The 18469-nt window shown below is 44.5% G+C and carries 8 protein-coding genes; all 8 read left to right on the top strand.

Features of this window, described 5'->3' with window-relative positions; genetic code table 11:
• Positions 1–55 precede the first annotated feature (55 nt).
• The 8 genes from DW036_RS07250 to DW036_RS07215 all read left to right on the top strand — a co-directional run bounded on the left by DW036_RS07250 (position 56) and on the right by DW036_RS07215 (position 18327).
• Positions 56–2236, top strand: a complete 2181-nt coding sequence (locus DW036_RS07250; RefSeq protein WP_118463178.1) for a DUF362 domain-containing protein — start codon at positions 56–58, stop codon at positions 2234–2236.
• Positions 2237–2256: 20 nt separating this feature from the next.
• The gene (locus tag DW036_RS07245) at positions 2257–3630 is read left to right on the top strand and encodes a glycoside hydrolase family 28 protein (protein ID WP_118462480.1); all 1374 of its coding nucleotides are present in this window, start codon (positions 2257–2259) and stop codon (positions 3628–3630) included.
• A gap of 5 nt (positions 3631–3635) precedes the next feature.
• The gene (locus DW036_RS07240; RefSeq protein ID WP_118463175.1) at positions 3636–5534 is read left to right on the top strand and encodes a glycoside hydrolase family 97 protein; all 1899 of its coding nucleotides are present in this window, start codon (positions 3636–3638) and stop codon (positions 5532–5534) included.
• A 27-nt stretch (positions 5535–5561) separates the two neighbouring features.
• On the top strand, positions 5562–7496 hold the full coding sequence (locus DW036_RS07235) for a glycoside hydrolase family 97 protein (RefSeq protein ID WP_118463172.1): 1935 nt from the start codon (positions 5562–5564) through the stop codon (positions 7494–7496).
• 30 nt (positions 7497–7526) lie between these two features.
• A complete protein-coding gene (locus DW036_RS07230) occupies positions 7527–9674 on the top strand; it encodes a TIM-barrel domain-containing protein (protein WP_118463169.1) in 2148 nt (715 codons plus the stop codon).
• A gap of 7 nt (positions 9675–9681) precedes the next feature.
• Positions 9682–11850 (top strand): alpha-galactosidase, encoded by a 2169-nt coding sequence (locus DW036_RS07225; RefSeq protein ID WP_118462478.1) that lies wholly within the window; start codon positions 9682–9684, stop codon positions 11848–11850.
• A gap of 13 nt (positions 11851–11863) precedes the next feature.
• Positions 11864–13906 (top strand): hypothetical protein, encoded by a 2043-nt coding sequence (locus DW036_RS07220; RefSeq protein ID WP_118462476.1) that lies wholly within the window; start codon positions 11864–11866, stop codon positions 13904–13906.
• Positions 13907–14217: 311 nt separating this feature from the next.
• On the top strand, positions 14218–18327 hold the full coding sequence (locus DW036_RS07215) for a hybrid sensor histidine kinase/response regulator transcription factor (protein WP_118462474.1): 4110 nt from the start codon (positions 14218–14220) through the stop codon (positions 18325–18327).
• The last annotated feature ends 142 nt before the right edge of the window (positions 18328–18469 follow it).

Below are 18469 nucleotides of genomic sequence, written 5' to 3'. Positions count from 1 at the left end.
TTTTTATCTGCCTATTTTTGTAACCATGAAAGATAATCCTTATATATCTAATGAAATGAATACAAAAATAAAAAAATGGTTCTTTAAGACTTGTCCGAAGAGTGGACGGATTGTTGGAATCAACAAGAAAAATGTTGTTTTGAAGATTTGTTTTCCTCTGTTCGGATTAGCTGCTTTGATTTGGTTTCTGATACGTGTTGTGCCGAAACCTTCGAGGATAGAATATCCCTGTCAGCAAATCGCTGCTCCTATCGCTTTTTCTTTTGTAGCTTTTATCAGTAGCACATTGGTTGGATTTAGTACGTGGAAACGTTTCAAACTTTTGTGGCATTCCCGTAGGTTCTATATGGGCTTATCCGTATTGGCAGTTGGTATATTACTGTCGGGTACCTTATATATAATGTCTGTGGATAATTCTCTGATGGGGCAGGTTATTCGTAAGCAGATAGATAATGGTACTGATATGGGACGTTTTGTGCCTATTGACGCTCCCAACACTCCGATGGGAGTAGCCAGAGGAATTCATCCGGGGCGGGTGGCATGGGCACATGATCCGAAAGCTGCTGTCTGGGATGGAAAAAGAGGACTTTATTCGGATCCGGATAATAACAGTCAGACACGGGTCGATGATATGATGGAGGGAGTGATAATTGCACTGACCCGCCAGAATACGATTGATAAAGCATGGGATGAATTGTTCAGAACCTTTAATTATAAGAAGGGTAAAGGTGCAGTAAAGTATAAGAAAGGTGAGAAGATTGTTGTCAAAATCAATCTGAATGACAATGGTGGAACTAATATCATTGATGCTACTCCGCAGTCTGTGTATTCTTTGTTGCATCAATTGGTAGATATCATGAAGGTTCCTCAGAACTGTATTACGGTATATGATGCACAGCGTCGGGGCATTTCGGCTGTTTACGATTATGTACATCCGGTTTATCCAAATGTCAATTATCAGAATTGGGGGGGATTTGTTCCCGATGTAATTCGTTATTCCAGTGAGATTACCGATGCCGGTGCCCGAAGTTTGGCACGTGCGGCTTATGAAGCCGACTATATGATTAACATGGCATTGATGAAAAGGCACTCTGAACCGACCGATAAATGGCGGGACAGTGCCGGACAGACAGCTATAACTGCTACCGGTAAGAATCAGTTCGGTTCAATAGGCAATGTACCGCCCTTGCATCTTTCTATTCGTGATTGGTCTTCTTTCCGTGGTATGGGTACTTATAATAGCATTGTCGATCTGATGGCTCACGAACGTATAGGTGGAAATACCTTAGTATATCTGGTGGATGCTATGTACGTAAATCCCAAACATAACGGAAAAGCGGTACGTTTCCAACTTCCCCCGTTCAATAACGGTTGGACTTCCAGTTTCCTGGCTTCCAATGATCAGGTTGCTATTGAATCAGTGGTACTTGATTTTATTTATTCGGAACTTCCTTTGTGTGCCAATGCCGACAACTTTCTTCATGAAGCGGCGAATATAGGCAATCCTCCTTCGGGGATAGCTTATATCGGAAAAGAACAAGGTAGCCTGGGCGTACATGAACATTGGAATAACCCAACGCACCGGATGTACAGCCGTAATCTGGGCACAGGTAAAGGAATCGAATTATACAGAGTTCCATTGAATGAAAAGCGTCCGGCAATAGAATACTTCTACGCAGATGAAAATGCCTTGCATTATAAAACATCCCATGCAGAAGAAGTACGATTGAATGGAAAACGTTTGGAAGATGCAGAAGGTATCATCCCTTTATCTATCTCTAAAACGACTGCTTTTAATCTGGAGGTTTTGGTAAATAAAAAAGTAACATCTTCGCAACGTGTAGTGGTACGTCGTTTGGAGGATATAGGGATATGCCAGGCTAAAGATATGGAAAGGCAGGGTTCTGCATTCTTGAATGAGGATGGTTCGGTAGAATTCAAAGGTGAAAAAGGTAGCTCTGAAGGAAGTGTGAGTTGGAAAGTAAATATTCCACATAAAGGTGAATATTACTTAGTAGTATCTTATACGGGTGGCAATCCGGTTCCTTCTTACTTATATATTAATGGAGAGAAAATCAGTGAGAATATCGGCTATTTGGCTACATTGGGTGAGAAGCGCGGAGAGTTTGTTTTTCCTATAGTGTTGGCAAAAGGTACCAATGAACTGCGTTTGGAACATCCGGGACGGCGCAGTAATAAGATATATGCAGTGAATATAGCAAAGGAAATTAAATAGTTAATTTATAAATACTAACCATGAAAACGAAAAAGAATTTATTACTGTTGTTGATGTTATTTGTTCTGCCATTCACTTTGCAGGCTGAAACATTCAATGTGAAGAAGTACGGTGCACGGGGAAATGGTAGAAAGATGGATTCACCGGCCATTCAGAAGGCAATTGATGCTTGTTATAAAGCAGGTGGTGGAACGGTGCTTGTACCTGCCGGAACCTATTTGTCTGCTACCATCGTGCTAAAAGATAATGTAACTTTGCATTTGGAGAAAGATGCCCTTATTCTGGGCACTACCGATTATAAAGCTTACGATAACCTTGATCCTTTTACGGAAGGCCTGGGTATTGATGTCGGTTGGGCATTGCTGGTAGCGGTGGATGCTAAAAATGTGGCATTGGAGGGTGAAGGTGCTATCGATGGTCAAGGTTCGGCTTTGAAAGAGCGGCATATAAAAGTAGATACCCGCCCGGAAGGACAGCGTTGGGGATTGCGCCCTTTCCTGTTGCGCTGGGTTCGCTGTGAAGGGGTACGTGTGGAAGGGGTTACTTTAAAATATGCAGGTGCCTGGACTTCCCACTATTTTCAATGCCGTAATGTGAATATCCATAATGTGACGATCCGCAGCTTTGGAGTAGCCCATAATGACGGTATTAATATTGATGGTTGCCAGCATGTACGCATTAGTAATTGTGATATTGTCAGTGGTGACGATGCTCTTTGTTTTAAGACTACTGCCAGTAAAATGGGATGTGATGACATTATTGTTACAGATATGAAGTTGAAAAGTAATCAGGCAGGCATCAAGATGGGAACAGAATCTATGGCAGGATTTGAGAATATCAAGATTAGTAATTGCCATATTTATGATACCAAGAATGGAGGTATTAAGCTGTTCTCTGTAGATGGAGCCCATTTGCGCAATGTGGAAATCTCTGATATCACGATGGATGAAGTACGTACGCCGATGCTATTTCGTTTGGGTGCCCGCCTGAGTGTATTCCGTAAACAGGAAGATACCCAGCAGCCTATCGGCGTCTTTGAAAATGTAACAATACGTAATGTGAAAGCGGTGGCTGCCGATAAGGCTCAACTGACGCCTCCTTCCGGCATTCTGATTACAGGTATTCCAGGACATTACATCACAAACCTGACTTTGGAAAACATTCATATTCGTTTATTGGGTACAGGAACTCCTGAGGATGCCTTGTCTCAGGTACCTGAAGCTATCGATAAATACCCGGAGGTGAAGACTTTCGGTCCTAAGATTCCGGCATACGGAGTATGGGCACGCCATGTGAAAGGGTTGAAGCTGAAGAATGTTACGTTTGAGTTGAAGAACCCCGATGCTCGTCCTGAGATTATTTGTGAAGATGGGGATATGCAAATATATAAATGATGAATATGCGAAGAACTATTAGTGTAATGTTAGTTGGAATTTGTGTATTGGTTTCTGCCAATGCTCAGACACAGACACTGTTTCCTGTTACCAGTCCGAATGGTTCTGTTTCTTTATCATTGAAACTGAAGGAAAAGTCGCTTTATTATGAAGTAGAAAAGAATGGAGTAAATGTATTGGATGAGGCACCCATACGTTTTACTATCGATGGTTCAGAACTCTGTAATTCTGTGGATATATTATCTTCGGATAGTTATAAGACAGATAATACATATCCTATTCGGGGAAGCCATTCTCTCGCTGTGGACAAGAGTAATGGACGGACTTTCAAATTGCAGAATACGATTTTAAAGATAAATTTTACTATAGAGGCGAGAGTTTATAATGATGGTGTTGCTTTTCGGATAATACTTCCCGGGAAGCAAGGGGAGATGAGAGTTCCCGATGAGCACACTATATTTACATTGCCAAAGGGAAGTATCGTGTGGTATCATGATATGTACTGTCATTATGAAGGTATTCACCAGAAGAAAGAAATCTCTGAGATTATGCAGGGAGAATGGGCGGCTCCTCCCGTAACGGTCCAATTACCTGGAAAGACCGGATATCTTTGCATTACGGAATCCGCTTTAATGAATTATGCAGGGATGTCTTTGCAGGCAAATGGCAAGAATGGTTTTGAAACAAAATTAGGGCATGCACAACCAGCCGGATATCCTTTTGCTCATGATTATAGTTTGGCGGAGGCACGGCGATTGTCACAACCGGCTATTCTTGCTGGTACGATTACCACTCCTTGGCGTACCATTATAATAGCCGATGATTTGAATGAGTTGGTAAATTCGGATTTGATTACCAATTTAGCTCCTGCACCTGATGAACGATTATTTCCTAAAGGAGTACAGACAGACTGGATAAAACCGGGACGTTCCGTGTGGTGCTGGTTGGATGGTGGAGCGCGAACTGTGGAGGGAATGAAAGAATTTTCTAAATTTGCAGGAGAACTGGGATTTGAGTATAATACGGTAGATGCTTTCTGGTATCGTTGGACGGATGAGCAGCTAAAAGATTTAGTAGACTATTCATCTCAGTTCGGAGTGAAGATCTGGTTGTGGCGTCACGGACGTGATATGCGTGATCCGCAGAAGCGGAAAGAGTTGTTTGAGCGTTGTCATCGTCTGGGAGTTGTTGGCTTGAAGCTGGATGCTTTTTCACATGAATCCAAAGAGTTCATAGACCTATATCAGGCATGTTTGAAAGAAGCGGCAGAATATAAACTGATGCTTAATATTCATGGAAGCAATAAGCCGGCAGGAGAGGTGCGTACGTGGCCGAATGAAATGAGTCGTGAAGGTATCCGTGGTCTGGAATATGGTAAAAACCAGTATGAATGGAGTACACATAATACTACGTTGCCTTTTACGCGTTTGATAGCAGGAGCTGGAGATTATACGCCTGTTGTTTTTGGAGAACGCCGTTTGGAAACCTCGTGGGTACATCAAATTGCTACTGCCCTTGTTTTTAATTCTTCTGTCATATTCTTCGGTTCGCATCCGAAAACAATGCTGGATAATCCGGCAGTAAAATTACTGAAGCAGATACCCGCAACCTGGGACGAAACAGTAGTGTTACCGTCCAGCCGGATTGGTGAAACTGCTGCATTTGCGCGTAGAAGTGGTAAGACATGGTTTTTGGCAGTTCTGAATGGGCAAAATGAGCGTTCCTTACAATTCCCTTTGTCATTTTTGGGTGATGGTTGGTATGAAGGGATGGTGTTGAATGATCGTCCTGCTGATGCGGCTTCTATCAAGACGGAACGTGTGTTTTGTCGGAATACGGATGCTCTTACAGGGCATATGCGTGTGGGTGGAGGATATATTGTGATGTTTACCCCTCAGGAATAATTAGTGACTATACAAAAAATGAATACCATGAAAAAACTATTGAATACAGCATTATTGCTGTTTGCAGTATTAATGACGTCTTGTACAGCTCCTGATGCATGGGAGTTAGTATCTAAAGACAGCAACATCCGTTTTGTCTTGGAAAATAAACAAGAAAATCTTAGTTACTCTGTCTTTTATAAAGATGGAGTGGCGATGGAGAAATCTCTTTTAGGGCTGGTTATGGATAATTGTGAGTATGGAAAAAACGCACAATTTGTTTCCGCTTCTGCTGTGAAAGATATCTCTAATGCTTATCAGCTAAAATCCGGTAAGAAAATGAATACTACGGAAGAGTGTCGCGAACAGACTTTTACTTTCCGTACCAAAGAGGATAAACAGTTTAATTTGATTGTGAGAATATATAATGATGGAGTGGCTTTCCGTTATGAACTACCCGGAGAGGATGGACAAATGCACACTATCCAGGCCGAGCATACGGAATTTGCCGTACCCGTAAATGGAAAAGCTTGGATACATCCGTATGACTGGAACGATCGTCACAAACCGAGTTATGAACAATATTGCCAAAGTGAAATAGATATCCGTTCGGAATGTGGACATGGACGTGGTTGGGCATTCCCTATGTTATTCAACACCAACGGAGTCTGGATGATGATAACGGAAGCTCACCTGGATGGCTCATATCCTGCTACTCATATTGATAATGCCGGAACAGGTAAAGCCTATAAAATCCGCTTTCCGGAACCGGATGAACCAATTGTACCGGATGCAGTAGAACCGGTATCGGAATTACCGTGGTTCACTCCCTGGCGTGCCATTATCATAGGAGACAATCTGAATACCATATTCCAGACACAAATGATTTCACACCTGAATCCTGCATCTGTAGTGAATGATGAATCCTGGATAAAGGCAGGACGCGCTTCCTGGAGTTGGTGGTCTAATGGCGGTACTCCACGTGATTATAAAGCACAGCTGAAATATGTGGATCTTAGCGCTGAAATGGGTTGGGAATATATGCTGATTGATGCAGGCTGGCAACGCATGGGCAATGGTGGTACTATGGAAGATGTTGTGAAATACGCACAGCAAAAGGGAGTAGGTGTCTGGTTATGGTACCATTCCGGTGCAGGGCGTGACAGCGATTCTATACCGACGCACCGTCTGATGAGCGATCCGGAATTACGTCGTGCGGAAATGCAACGCATCAGTGAAATTGGCGTGAAAGGAATTAAGGTCGATTTCTTTGATACAGATAAACAACGCATCATCCAACTTTATCCGGCTTTATTGAAAGATGCGGCAGATAATCATTTGCTGGTAGATCTTCATGGTGCCACTTTACCCCGTGGTTTTGAACGTACGTATCCGAATATGCTGACCACGGAAGCTATCCGGGGTGCGGAAACTTTGGGGCGTCAGGAACGTTGCGACCAGGCAGCAAAACACAATGCTACTGTACCTTTCACACGCAATGTGGTCGGTTCTATGGACTATACCCCGGTGACTTTCTCTGATAAAGTACGCCAGGGGGTACCTGCTATACGTAAGACAACTATGGGGCATCAGTTAGCTCTTGCAGTAGTCTTTGAATCCGGTTTCCAATGTTTTGCTGATAAAGCGGAGTCTTATCTTTCCTTGCCGGAACAACCCAAACAATTCCTGAAAGATGTTCCTGCTGCCTGGGACGAAAGCATCTTGTTGGCTGGCTATCCGGCTGATTATGCTGTTGTGGCACGTCGTTCCGGTGATATTTGGTATATTGGCGGTATCAGTGGTAAGGAAGAAGAACGTGAAATAGAATTTACCTTGCCTGCCGGATGTGAAGGTAAATCATTCACTATGATTATAGATGGAAAAGATAAGGATAGTTTTGACTACATGCCTGTAGAAAATACAAATGGGACGGTAAAAGTGAAAGTTCTTCCGAACGGTGGCTTTGCCGGTATGATTCGATGATAATAACGCTATTGTAACAAAATGGAAAGAATGAAGAAAATTTTGATTGTAGGGGCGATGGCCCTGTTGATGCTATGTCCTGCCAAAGCACAGATTGCATGGCAGCAAGTGGAGCCTGGCGTCTGGAAAGGCGTGGTAGGCACTCCTGAAGAATATTCATTATTGGGTGTGGCCGGTGTCACGCCACAAAAGGAAGGTTTTGCCCGCTTGCCGGAGGTGACATTGCCTGAATTGGCGAACGAAATTGTAGGTTCCATACAAGATGGTAAAACAAGTCTCCGCATTCCTTTGCAACGCAAAGAACAGTTGTACGGCTTTGGACTGAACTTTCAGACGGTACACCAGCGTGGCAAGATCCTGAACTTGCATGTAGATCATTATGGTGGACGTGATAATGGGCGTACACATGCTCCTGTCCCTTTTTATATTTCCAGTTCCGGTTATGGAGTACTGATTAATTCGGCACGTTATCTGACAGTATATGCAGGTAGCGGCGCACGTAAGGACAGTCCGAATGCTCCGGTGGCTAAAGACCGTAATCTGGATAAGACCTGGACATCGGCTCCTTATTCGGATGCCGTTTCGATCTTGGTTCCTGCTCCGGGTGCTGAAATTTATCTGTTCGCCGGGCCTACTCCTATGGATGTTGTCCGTCGTTATAACCTGCTCTGTGGAGGAGGTACATTGCCTCCGCGTTGGGGGCTGGGTTTTACGCAACGTACAAAGAAGCTCTATACAGCCGAAGACGTGAAGAACGAAGCGGATGAATTTGAACAACGTGGTTTCCCGTTGGACTTCATCGGACTGGAACCGGGTTGGCAAAGCAAAGCGTATCCTTGTACCTTTGAGTGGGATGCTACCCGCTATCCGGATCCCGCCGGCTTTGTGAAAGATATGTTGGCTAAAGGAGTACGCATCAACTTATGGACAAACCCATACGTATCTCCCGATTCAAAGATATATAAGGATATGTATCCGGTAAGCGGCTCACACACTGTATGGTGTGGCATCGTGCCCGACTTGGCAGGTGAGAAAGCCCGTAAAATTTGGATGGATAAGCTGGAGCAAGAACACGTGAATATCGGTGTCAGCGGTTATAAAGTGGATGAAGTGGATGGATACGACCGTTATGTCTGGCCGGATGTGGCTACTTTCCCCAGTGGAATTGCTGCCGAACAGATGCGTCAGACTTATGGCTTGTGGGTGCAACGCACTACTGCGGAATTATACAAGAAGCGTAATCAACGTACCTTCGGATTGGTTCGTGCATCAAATGCCGGTGCTGCTTCCTTCCCTTATGTGATTTATAATGATTATTACAGTCATCAGGACTTCATTACCGCTCTGATTAACTCTGGATTTAGTGGTGTATTGTGGACTCCGGAAGTACGTAGTTCCAGTTCATCGGAAGACTGGTTACGCCGTTTCCAGTCTGTAGTATTTTCACCGATGGCAATGATTAATGCTTGGGCAAGCGGTACGAAGCCCTGGACATTCCCCGAAGTAGAGAATCAGATAAAAGAGTATGCAATGCTGCGTATGCAGATGATGCCATACTGGTATAGTGAATTTGCACGTTATCATTTCGATGGTATTCCTCCATTCCGTGCCATGAATCTGGAAGCGGGTTTCAATCCTGAACAAGGAACTACAGCGAAACTGTCGGATGCAAATCTGGAAGAGAATCCTTATCTGGAAGCGGTTTCCAAGGAAATTAAGGATCAGTATATGGCTGGTGAATATCTGTTGGTAGCTCCTATGTTCAAGGGCCAGAAAGAGCGTACAGTGGTATTGCCTAAGGGAGACTGGTACGATTTCTATACGGGGAAATATGTGGGTAATGGCGAGAAGATTACTGTTACACCGGGCTTGGACCGTATTCCGGTATATGTAAAGGATGGGGCTATCCTGCCATTTATGGAGGCTCGTCTGCATGCACCGAAAGCAGGCGAGAAGGTGAATCTGGAAATTCGTCATTATGGAAAAGCGGATGGTGCTTACCGGCTGTATGATGATGACGGTGAAACATTCGATTATGAGAATGGCGCCTATTCCTGGCGTGATATCATTGTGACACGAGATAAGAAAGGCAAGCTGAAAGGTGTTATATCAAAAGCTGAAAAAGGGAAACCGAACAGCATTGCCAATGTAACCTGGAAGTTTATGACAGAAGAATGATAAGATTATGAAGAATATATTGACGACCTGTTTATTTCTCTGCCTTCTCCTCACGGTGCATGCAGCAGATAATCCAAATGTGAAGAAACTCTTCACCGTTACATCCGGCGAACTGAAACTGACCTTTATGGTGGGTACGGACGATCGCCTTTATCAATTGGGCTTTGGAGATGCTGCCCGTGAAGTAGAGCCTCCTGCAAAGATACCCTCACGTGAGTGGGAATTTCTTCCTTCTTATGGAAACGGTGTCCTGACAGAACCGGCTATCCAGGCAACTCATGTAGATGGGAATACATCTACGGAACTTCACTACGCCGGACATCGTACTGAAGCGCTGGCCCCGGGTATCGAACAAACCGTTATTTCACTGAAAGACCCTGCCTATCCTTTCAGCGTGGATATCTATATCAAGTGCTATGCAGATAATAGTATGATGGAAATCTGGAATACCGTTACTCATAATGAGAAAGGCAAAGTCATCTTGCATCGTTTTGCTTCTGCTGCCCCGGTGGTAAAAGCAAAGGAATACTGGCTTACTCAATTCTCGGGTAACTATAAGCGCGAAGCGACCCTCAATGAAGAACGCCTTTCGGAAGGAGTCAAGATTCTGGATTCCAAGTTAGGCATCCGTGCGCATCAGATGCGTATTCCTTCTTTTATCCTCTCCCTGAACGGACCGGCTAAAGAGAATGAAGGTGAGGTACTGGCTGCTTCTTTGCGTTGGAGTGGCAGTTTCCAGTTTGCTTTCGATGTAGACTGGAACAAGAACCTGCGTTTGCTGACCGGTATGAATCCTTTGGGCTCGCAGTACAATCTGGAGCGTGGCGGTACATTTACTACACCCGCCATTCTCTACACGTACAGTAAGCAGGGTAAGGGAGAAGCCAGCCGTCGTTTCCATCGTTGGGCTATGGCAAATGCCATCCGCGATGCAGAAAAAGACCGCCCTGTATTGCTGAACAACTGGGAGGCTACGCACTGCGATTTTGATGAAGACCGCCTGAAGCAACTCTTTGACGGTGCCCGCCAGGTGGGTGCTGAACTTTTCTTATTAGATGATGGCTGGTTCGGAAACGGACCTTACTCCCGTGATGATGATAAGCATGGTTTGGGAGATTGGGACCCTTCTACCAAGAAGTTACCAAAGGGGCTGTCATATATTGCCAAAGAAGCATTGAAGCGTAAAGTTGGCTTCGGTATCTGGCTGGAACCCGAGATGGTGAATCCTCAAAGTGAACTTTATCAGAAACATCCCGATTGGATCATTACTCAATCCAAGCGTGAACCGATACTGGGTCGCCATCAGGAAATACTGGACCTTACCCGTCCCGAAGTACAGGCTTTTGAATGGGACATTATCGACAAAACCTTGCGGCCTAACCCGGATATCACTTATGTGAAGTGGGATTGTAACCGCTATATCACCCAGCCCGGCTCTTCTTATTTGCAGCCTGCCGATCAGAGTCATCTCTGGATAGACTATAACTGGGCGCTTTACCGTCTGATGGATCGTTTTGCCAAAGGCTTCCCCAATGTGATGGCCATGCTTTGTGCAGGCGGATCGGGACGTGTGGACTATGGCGCAATGCCCTATTTCCATTCCTTCTGGCCCAGTGACAACACAGATCCGTTGGGACGTATCAAGATACAATGGGGCTTCTCACATTTCTTCCCTGCAAATACGATCTCCGCTCATGTCACCCGTATGGGTAAACGTCATTTGAAGATGGCAATAGATGTGGCATTGAGCGGTGCATTCGGAATAGACTTGGCATTGGATAAGGCTACGGCTGAAGAACGCGCGCAGATTGCTGATGCTGTGAAATTGTATAAAGAGCGTATCCGTCCGTTGGTGATGCATGGTGAACTTTATCGCCTGGTTTCTCCCTATGAGTCGCCACTGGCTTCTTTGAGTTATGTTTCAACAGATAAGGAAAAGGCGGTTGTTTACTTCTACCAGACTAAAGATGGCAATGAACTCCGGGTAATGCTTGGTGGACTTGATGCCCATAAGAAATATCGTGTGGAGGAAGTAAGTCTGGCAAAGGGAGTGACTTCCCGTTTCCCTGCCAATGGCAAGGTATTTACGGGAGCGGAACTGATGGAAAAAGGTCTGGAGAATCCCTTGAATACCCAGTTTGAGAGTGCAGTATTGATATTAATAGCAAATAATTAAACACAATAACCTTATGAACTTGAGAAGAACCTTATTACTTTTCTCTTTCATCTTTGCCGGTTCGCTGGCCATTGCGCAGCCGAAAGATCGTTGGACTATTCAGGATGATGGAGCTATTCGCTGGGATATCAATGACAAAATCCCGCACAGTGATCATCTGGAGATGAGTGGGCAACAACTTTCCGTTGTCCTTCGTTACGGTGTGGATGCGCAGAAGCGTTTCCATCTGAACCGCAGTCTTGTTTTTCCTATGCTTCGTATGCATCCCAATAAGACACAGAACAATCTGAAGCAACGTTTCGATGTGAATATTCCCGCTTTAGTTACAGTGGATGATCAAACCCTGCTGAATGAAGAAGTACGCGACGTGACCTTCGATGGTATCATGCGCGTGGAAAGCAGTTTCGGCTATGTTCACCGGCGCAAAGAACTGAAAGATGCCGTGCAATTGACGCGTGTACTTTATCCTTCTACCAATGCTGCGCGCTATTGTGAGGAATATACTTTCAAGAATAGTAGTCCTAATCAGATCACATTGCGGGTGCCTGAGTGGCGAGTTGCCTATACTACTCCTAAAGAAGCCGGTGTATATGGTGCCTACCGCATTGAAGCGGGGCTTTCCAAAAGTGGTACATTTGTTTTGAAACCGGGCGAAACGCTTGAATTCTATGCCATCTTCTCGGGACGGAAGTTGGCGGACGCTTCGTCTGCCCAGGAGGATACGGCTTTTTCCCGCATCAATATCCTTAGCGAACGTGCCGGACGTGAAGCACTTATCAGTCAATGGTGGAGCAATCTGGTTTTGGACACACCCGATCCCGTGCTTAATCGCATGTTTGCCTTCGCCAAACTACGTGGTGCCGAAAGCATCTATCGCACGAAAGGCGGATTGATGCATGGTCCCGGTGGTGAAGCCTATTATGCGGCTGTCTGGGCTAACGACCAGGCAGAGTATATCAATCCTTTCTTCCCCTTTCTGGGTTATGAGATTGGTGATGAGTCTGCATTGAACTCTTTCCGCCACTTTGCCCGCTATATGAATCCGGAGTATAAACCTATTCCGAGTTCCATCATCTCCGAAGGTGTCAGCTTCTGGCATGGTGCCAAGGATAGGGGAGACGGTGCGATGATTGCTTACGGTGCCGCACGCTATGCGTTGGCTCGTGGAGACAAGGCGGAAGCGCGTGAACTGTGGCCTCTGATCGAATGGTGTCTGGAGTATTGCAACCGTAAACTAACTCCCGCCGGCGTGGTTGCATCGAATTCGGATGAATTGGAGAATCGCTTCCCGGCTGGTGATGCAAACCTATGCACTTCTACGCTTTACTACGATGCCTTGCGTTCAGCTGTTATGCTGGGACGTGAATTGGGAGTATCGGCAAAGCAGTTGAATACGTATCGTGATCAAGCGAATGCTTTAGAGAAAGCCATAGAAAAACATTTTGGTTATGAGATAGAAGGTTTCCACAGTTACCGCTATTATGAAGGTAATGATATCCTGCGTTCCTGGATTTGTATGCCTCTTGTTATGGGTATCTACACCCGTGCGCAAGGCACTATCGATGCGCTCTTTTCATCCCGCCTCTGGACGGACGACGGATTATTGACGCAAGCCGGTACCGAAACCTTCTGGGACCGTAGTACCCTCTATGCTTTGCGTGGCACCATTGCTGCCGGAGAAGTGGAGAAAGGTATGAACTTCCTCAAGAAGTATTCACATCGCCGTTTGTTGGGCGATCATGTGCCTTATGCCATTGAAGCGTGGCCCGAAGGAGATCAGCGTCATCTTTCTGCTGAAAGTGGATTATATTGCCGTATCTATACCGAAGGTTTGTTTGGCATCCGACCCACAGGATTGCGCAGTTTCGAGATGACTCCCCGTTTGCCACAGGAGTGGGAATATATGAATCTGAATCGTGTACGTGCTTTCAATTCGGAGTTTGATATTCGTGTATCCCGTGCAGGAAAGAAGTTACATGTAGAAGTATTGAAAGGCGGCAAATCAGTGCTGAAGAAGAGTGTGACGGAAGGGGCAACGATAAAGGTGAATTTATAATCTATTTGTATAAATTTATAGTCAATTTCGCTTTTCGAAAACGTGGTTTTTAACTACTTGTTTATCAAGAGCGTTAAGGTGACGCATAATGAGTATACGAGTGAATAGGGTTCAGTATACGACTGAACCCTATTCAGTATACGACTGAAATAGGATAAGATTTCGACTGATTTGCACTATAAAATTATTCTGTAACTATTTAGTGACGCCGGACTAACTTTTCTTTTCTCCTTATATTGTTTATTTCACCTTAATATTCTATGTTATTTCCGGGCTTTTCTTATTTTTGTGTGCAAAACATATCTATACTGATGAAAACGAAAATATTGATGATCTTTCTAATTTGCTCATTTCCAGTTTTGTGCTTATGGGCAGAACATTCCAAATATTCATTTTACTATAGCCAGAAACTGAATGAAGGGATTTCCCAACTTTCCGTGATGACCATTTGCCAAGATACCCGGGGATACCTTTGGCTGGGAACACGTAATGGGCTGAATCGTTATAATGGCAGTGAATATACCGTCTTTCGTCACCATCCGGGAGATTCTCTGAGTTTGGCAGACAATGAAGTCAATGAGATATGCGAAGATCATAGCAAAAATTTATGGATAGGTACCAGTCGGGGGTTAAGCCGGATGTGTCTTCGCACCGAACATATCCGCAATTATTATAATATAGATGGACTTTCCAGTGCAAGTATCCTTTCTCTTTTAGTTGATAGTTCCGGCAGAGTATGGGTGGGTACTCGTAACGGACTTTGTTGTTACATTCCCAAACAAGACAACTTTAAAAGGGTGGAGTTTGTGGAAAACTTCAATAGTTCTGTCACTGCCCTGATGGAAGATAAGGCAGGTAATTTCTGGATAGGCACGGCGGCAAACGGAGTTTACCAGTGTAACAAACAGATGCAGGTGATTAATCACTATGACCGTCGTGCCGGTTTACCGGACAATAGTATTTCCACTCTTTATGAAGATTCTTATCATCGTATCTGGGTAGGTTGTCAATTTGGAGGACTTAACTGCATTGATGTCCGTAACCGTAAAATAACTTCTTATACATCTGCCAACAGTGGTCTGAAGAATAATTATGTCCGTTGTCTTGCCGAATGGGATGGAGAAATGCTGATTGGTACTTTTGATGGTATTTATGCTTATGCACCGTTGAAGGACCAGATTCGTAAAGTCAGCAGCTATGACGAACCTGGGCGTGGCTTGGGGCATTTTTCCATTTATGCTTTTTGTCGTGATCATACCGGTACGTTGTGGATTGGTACTTTTGCCGGTGGTGTCACTTGGCTGAGTTCTCTTACCGACCGCTTCATTCATCATGCTCCGGGAAAGGCGGTGAATCAGCAAACGGGAATCTATGGAACGGCTTGTGTCGATAAACAGAAAAAATTATGGATAGCTACTGAGGGGTATGGATTGCTTCAATATGAAATTTCGACAGGAGAAGGGCAGTTTTATCTGATTGATAAGGACAGCTATTCCGTACATAATTCGAATGTTATCAAAACGGTATATGCTGAGGAAGACTGTATCTGGTGCGGTACGGTATTGGGTGAGGTCTATCGTTTTGATCTTGCTACCCGGCGTTTCTCTTTATTTTATAAATATCCCATAGAACTTGCTATTTATGGTATTGTGCGTGATGCAGACGGCAATTTATGGGTAGGAACTTCAAAAGGCGGATATGCACTGACTTGCTTTACTCCTGCCGGTGAGCGGAAGACAGAGTTTACCGGACCGAAAGGAGAGAAATTGCATTTCTCTTCCGTTCGTTGCATGGCGGAAGAGAGTTCCGGTGTGTTATTGATAGGTATGCGTTCTGCCGGACTTTACCGTTTTAATACCCGTACAGGGGAAATGACTGTATTCCGCACATCTCGTCCGGAACAAGAAATGCAAATTCCAAGTAACTATATATCTTCTATATTATCAACCAGATCCGGTGATGTATGGGTGTCTACCTATGGAGGCGGTATTTTTCAACTGGATAAACGCGGTGGTGTACTTCGCCGGATAACAGAGAAAGAAGGATTGATGGGAGGGGATATTTGTAAATTGCTGGAGGGAGCGGACGGAAATCTATGGATGAGTTCGTTGCAGGGAATTTCCTCTTATTCTCCATCCACTGGGGAGATTAAAAACTTTCCATTCAATAATGGTATTCATTTGCGTGAATTTACATACCGGGGTGGGGTAGCCATGCCGGACGGTACATTGTGCTTTACCGGTAATGATGGCTTTATTACTTTTTATACACCGGAGATGCCGATGAATCGTTTTGTACCGCCAATTGTATTGGAAAACCTGTTAGTGAATAATCGTGTGGTGCGTGCAGACGATGGAACAGGAATCTTAAGTGGGTTGCTTAATGAAGCGGAGGGTATCAGATTGCGGTATAATCAGAATAATCTGGCAATAGACTATAAAGCGTTGAATTTCATTAATCCGGATATGAACCGGTATGCCTATAAATTGGAAGGATATGATGAGGACTGGAACAATGTAGGAGAACGCAGTACAGCTTACTATACCAATCTGCGTCCCGGTACCTATCTTTTTCATGTCAAAGCCTGTAACAATGACGGGGTGTGGAATGAGGAAGGAAAAACTTTGAAGATTGTCATTACACCGCCTTTATGGGCTACCTGGTATGCTTACCTGCTTTATGGATTATTGGTGGTAGGAGTGCTTTACGCGATCTTCCATTATTTTAATGCCCGCCGCCGCTTGAGGGAAAGGCTGCAAATGGAGCAGAAAGAGAAACTTCAACAGGAAGAGTTTCATCAGGCGAAGATGCATCTGTTCACGAATTTCGCCCATGAGTTACGTACTCCCCTGACACTGATTATCACTCCCTTTGAAGAACTGGTGAAGCGGATGGATATGACTATGGAATTGCGGGATAAACTGATGGTCATTTATAAAAATGCCCAACGGCTTCTTTTATTGGTCAATCAACTGATGGACTTGCAGAAAAACCAAAGTGGTACGATGGAATTGCAAGTCACGGAGAATAATGTATATGAGTTTGTCACGGAGATTTACTGTGCGTTCAATCAGATAGCGCAAACTAATGAAATCACTTTCACACTGGATTGCCAGGACCGGGAGTTCCAGGCCTGGTATGATAAAGTGCTGCTTGAGAAGGTCGTATTCAATTTACTGTCCAATGCATTCAAGTATACTCCTTCCGGCAAAGATATATGTATGTCGGTAGAATGTATTCCGGCGGGAGAGTTGGAAGAATCGTATAGAAAAGAAGTAGCCCCTTCTGCCCTGTATATGATGTTGCAGGTAGTGGATGCAGGTTGTGGAATCCCACTTCAGGAACGGGATAAGGTTTTCACACCTTTCTACCGGATACCTGAAACCTCAGGGGTAAATGTACCGGGTACAGGCATCGGGCTTAGTCTGGTATATTCCATTGTGAAGCTGCATAAGGGAGTAATCCGTATTGAAGACCGGGAGGATGGAACGGATGGTGCGCGGTTTATTGTTCTGCTGCCTGTTTCCCGTGAAGCTTTTACAGCAGAAGAGACGGATTCTATGCCTGTGGAAACGATTGGCGATACGGCATTTGCACAGCCGGTGGAGAAACCGCAAGCATCTCCCATTGGAGAAATAGCGCCTAAAAAGCCGGTGCTTCTCTTGGTGGAAGATGACAAGGACGTACGGGATTACCTGCATAAATCTTTGGAAAATGATTATGAAATCATCGAAGCGGCAAACGGTATAAAAGGATATGATAAAGCTATACAGTTCTTTCCGGATTTAGTGCTGAGTGATATCATGATGCCGAAGCGGAACGGGCTTGAACTTTGCTCTATGATTAAGAATGATGTCCGTATCGGGCATATTCCGGTGATACTGATGACTGCACGCTCCATGGTGATGCACATCAAGGAAGGTTTTCAGGCAGGAGCCGATGACTATGTTATTAAGCCTTTCAGTATGGATGTGCTTCGGATACGTATTCAGAGCCTGTTGCAGTCGAGAGAGCAATTAAAGAAACTGTATGGCAAACGCTTCTCGCCCGAAGTGGTAGGTGTAAGTACTACCTCGGCGGATGAACGCTTCTCACAGAAACTATATGAGATTATTGAGAAGAATATATCTGATCAGAATCTGGGTATAGAGATGCTTTGTGACCAGATCGGTATCAGCCGCGCCAATCTCTACCGCAAAATCAAAGCTATATCCGAGCTTTCTCCCACGGAACTGATACGTAATAAGCGTCTGGAGGTGGCATTGCGTTATCTGAAGGAGACTAATATGAGTGTTTCGGAAGTGGCAACTTTGTTGGGATTCAACAGTCATTCCTACTTCTCCAATTCGTTTAAAGCATTCTATGGGTTCACACCTACCGAGTTCGTACAGATGAACAGTGCGAAGAAAGAGAAGATATAAGACGAAAAATAAGATTTAAGGCGGAAAGGAGTTTCCGCCTTTTTTGTCTCAAACGATTCCCACTACCGTCTCAAAATGCTTACTACATTTGTTTTGAGACATTATTACAAGTCAATGATACACGATTTATAACCCTCAGACC

The organism is Bacteroides sp. AF39-11AC (assembly GCF_003474285.1).
Lineage (GTDB): Bacteria > Bacteroidota > Bacteroidia > Bacteroidales > Bacteroidaceae > Bacteroides.
Note: the sequence above shows the minus strand (reverse complement) of the source record. Positions and strands in the feature narration are given on the sequence as shown.

Coding starts and splice junctions, on each gene's coding strand:
- DW036_RS07225 (WP_118462478.1), top strand. CDS start 9,682: ATGAAGAATATATTGACGACCTGTTTATTTCTCTGCCTTCTCCTCACG.
- DW036_RS07235 (WP_118463172.1), top strand. CDS start 5,562: ATGAAAAAACTATTGAATACAGCATTATTGCTGTTTGCAGTATTAATG.
- DW036_RS07240 (WP_118463175.1), top strand. CDS start 3,636: ATGCGAAGAACTATTAGTGTAATGTTAGTTGGAATTTGTGTATTGGTT.
- DW036_RS07230 (WP_118463169.1), top strand. CDS start 7,527: ATGAAGAAAATTTTGATTGTAGGGGCGATGGCCCTGTTGATGCTATGT.
- DW036_RS07220 (WP_118462476.1), top strand. CDS start 11,864: ATGAACTTGAGAAGAACCTTATTACTTTTCTCTTTCATCTTTGCCGGT.
- DW036_RS07215 (WP_118462474.1), top strand. CDS start 14,218: ATGAAAACGAAAATATTGATGATCTTTCTAATTTGCTCATTTCCAGTT.
- DW036_RS07245 (WP_118462480.1), top strand. CDS start 2,257: ATGAAAACGAAAAAGAATTTATTACTGTTGTTGATGTTATTTGTTCTG.
- DW036_RS07250 (WP_118463178.1), top strand. CDS start 56: ATGAATACAAAAATAAAAAAATGGTTCTTTAAGACTTGTCCGAAGAGT.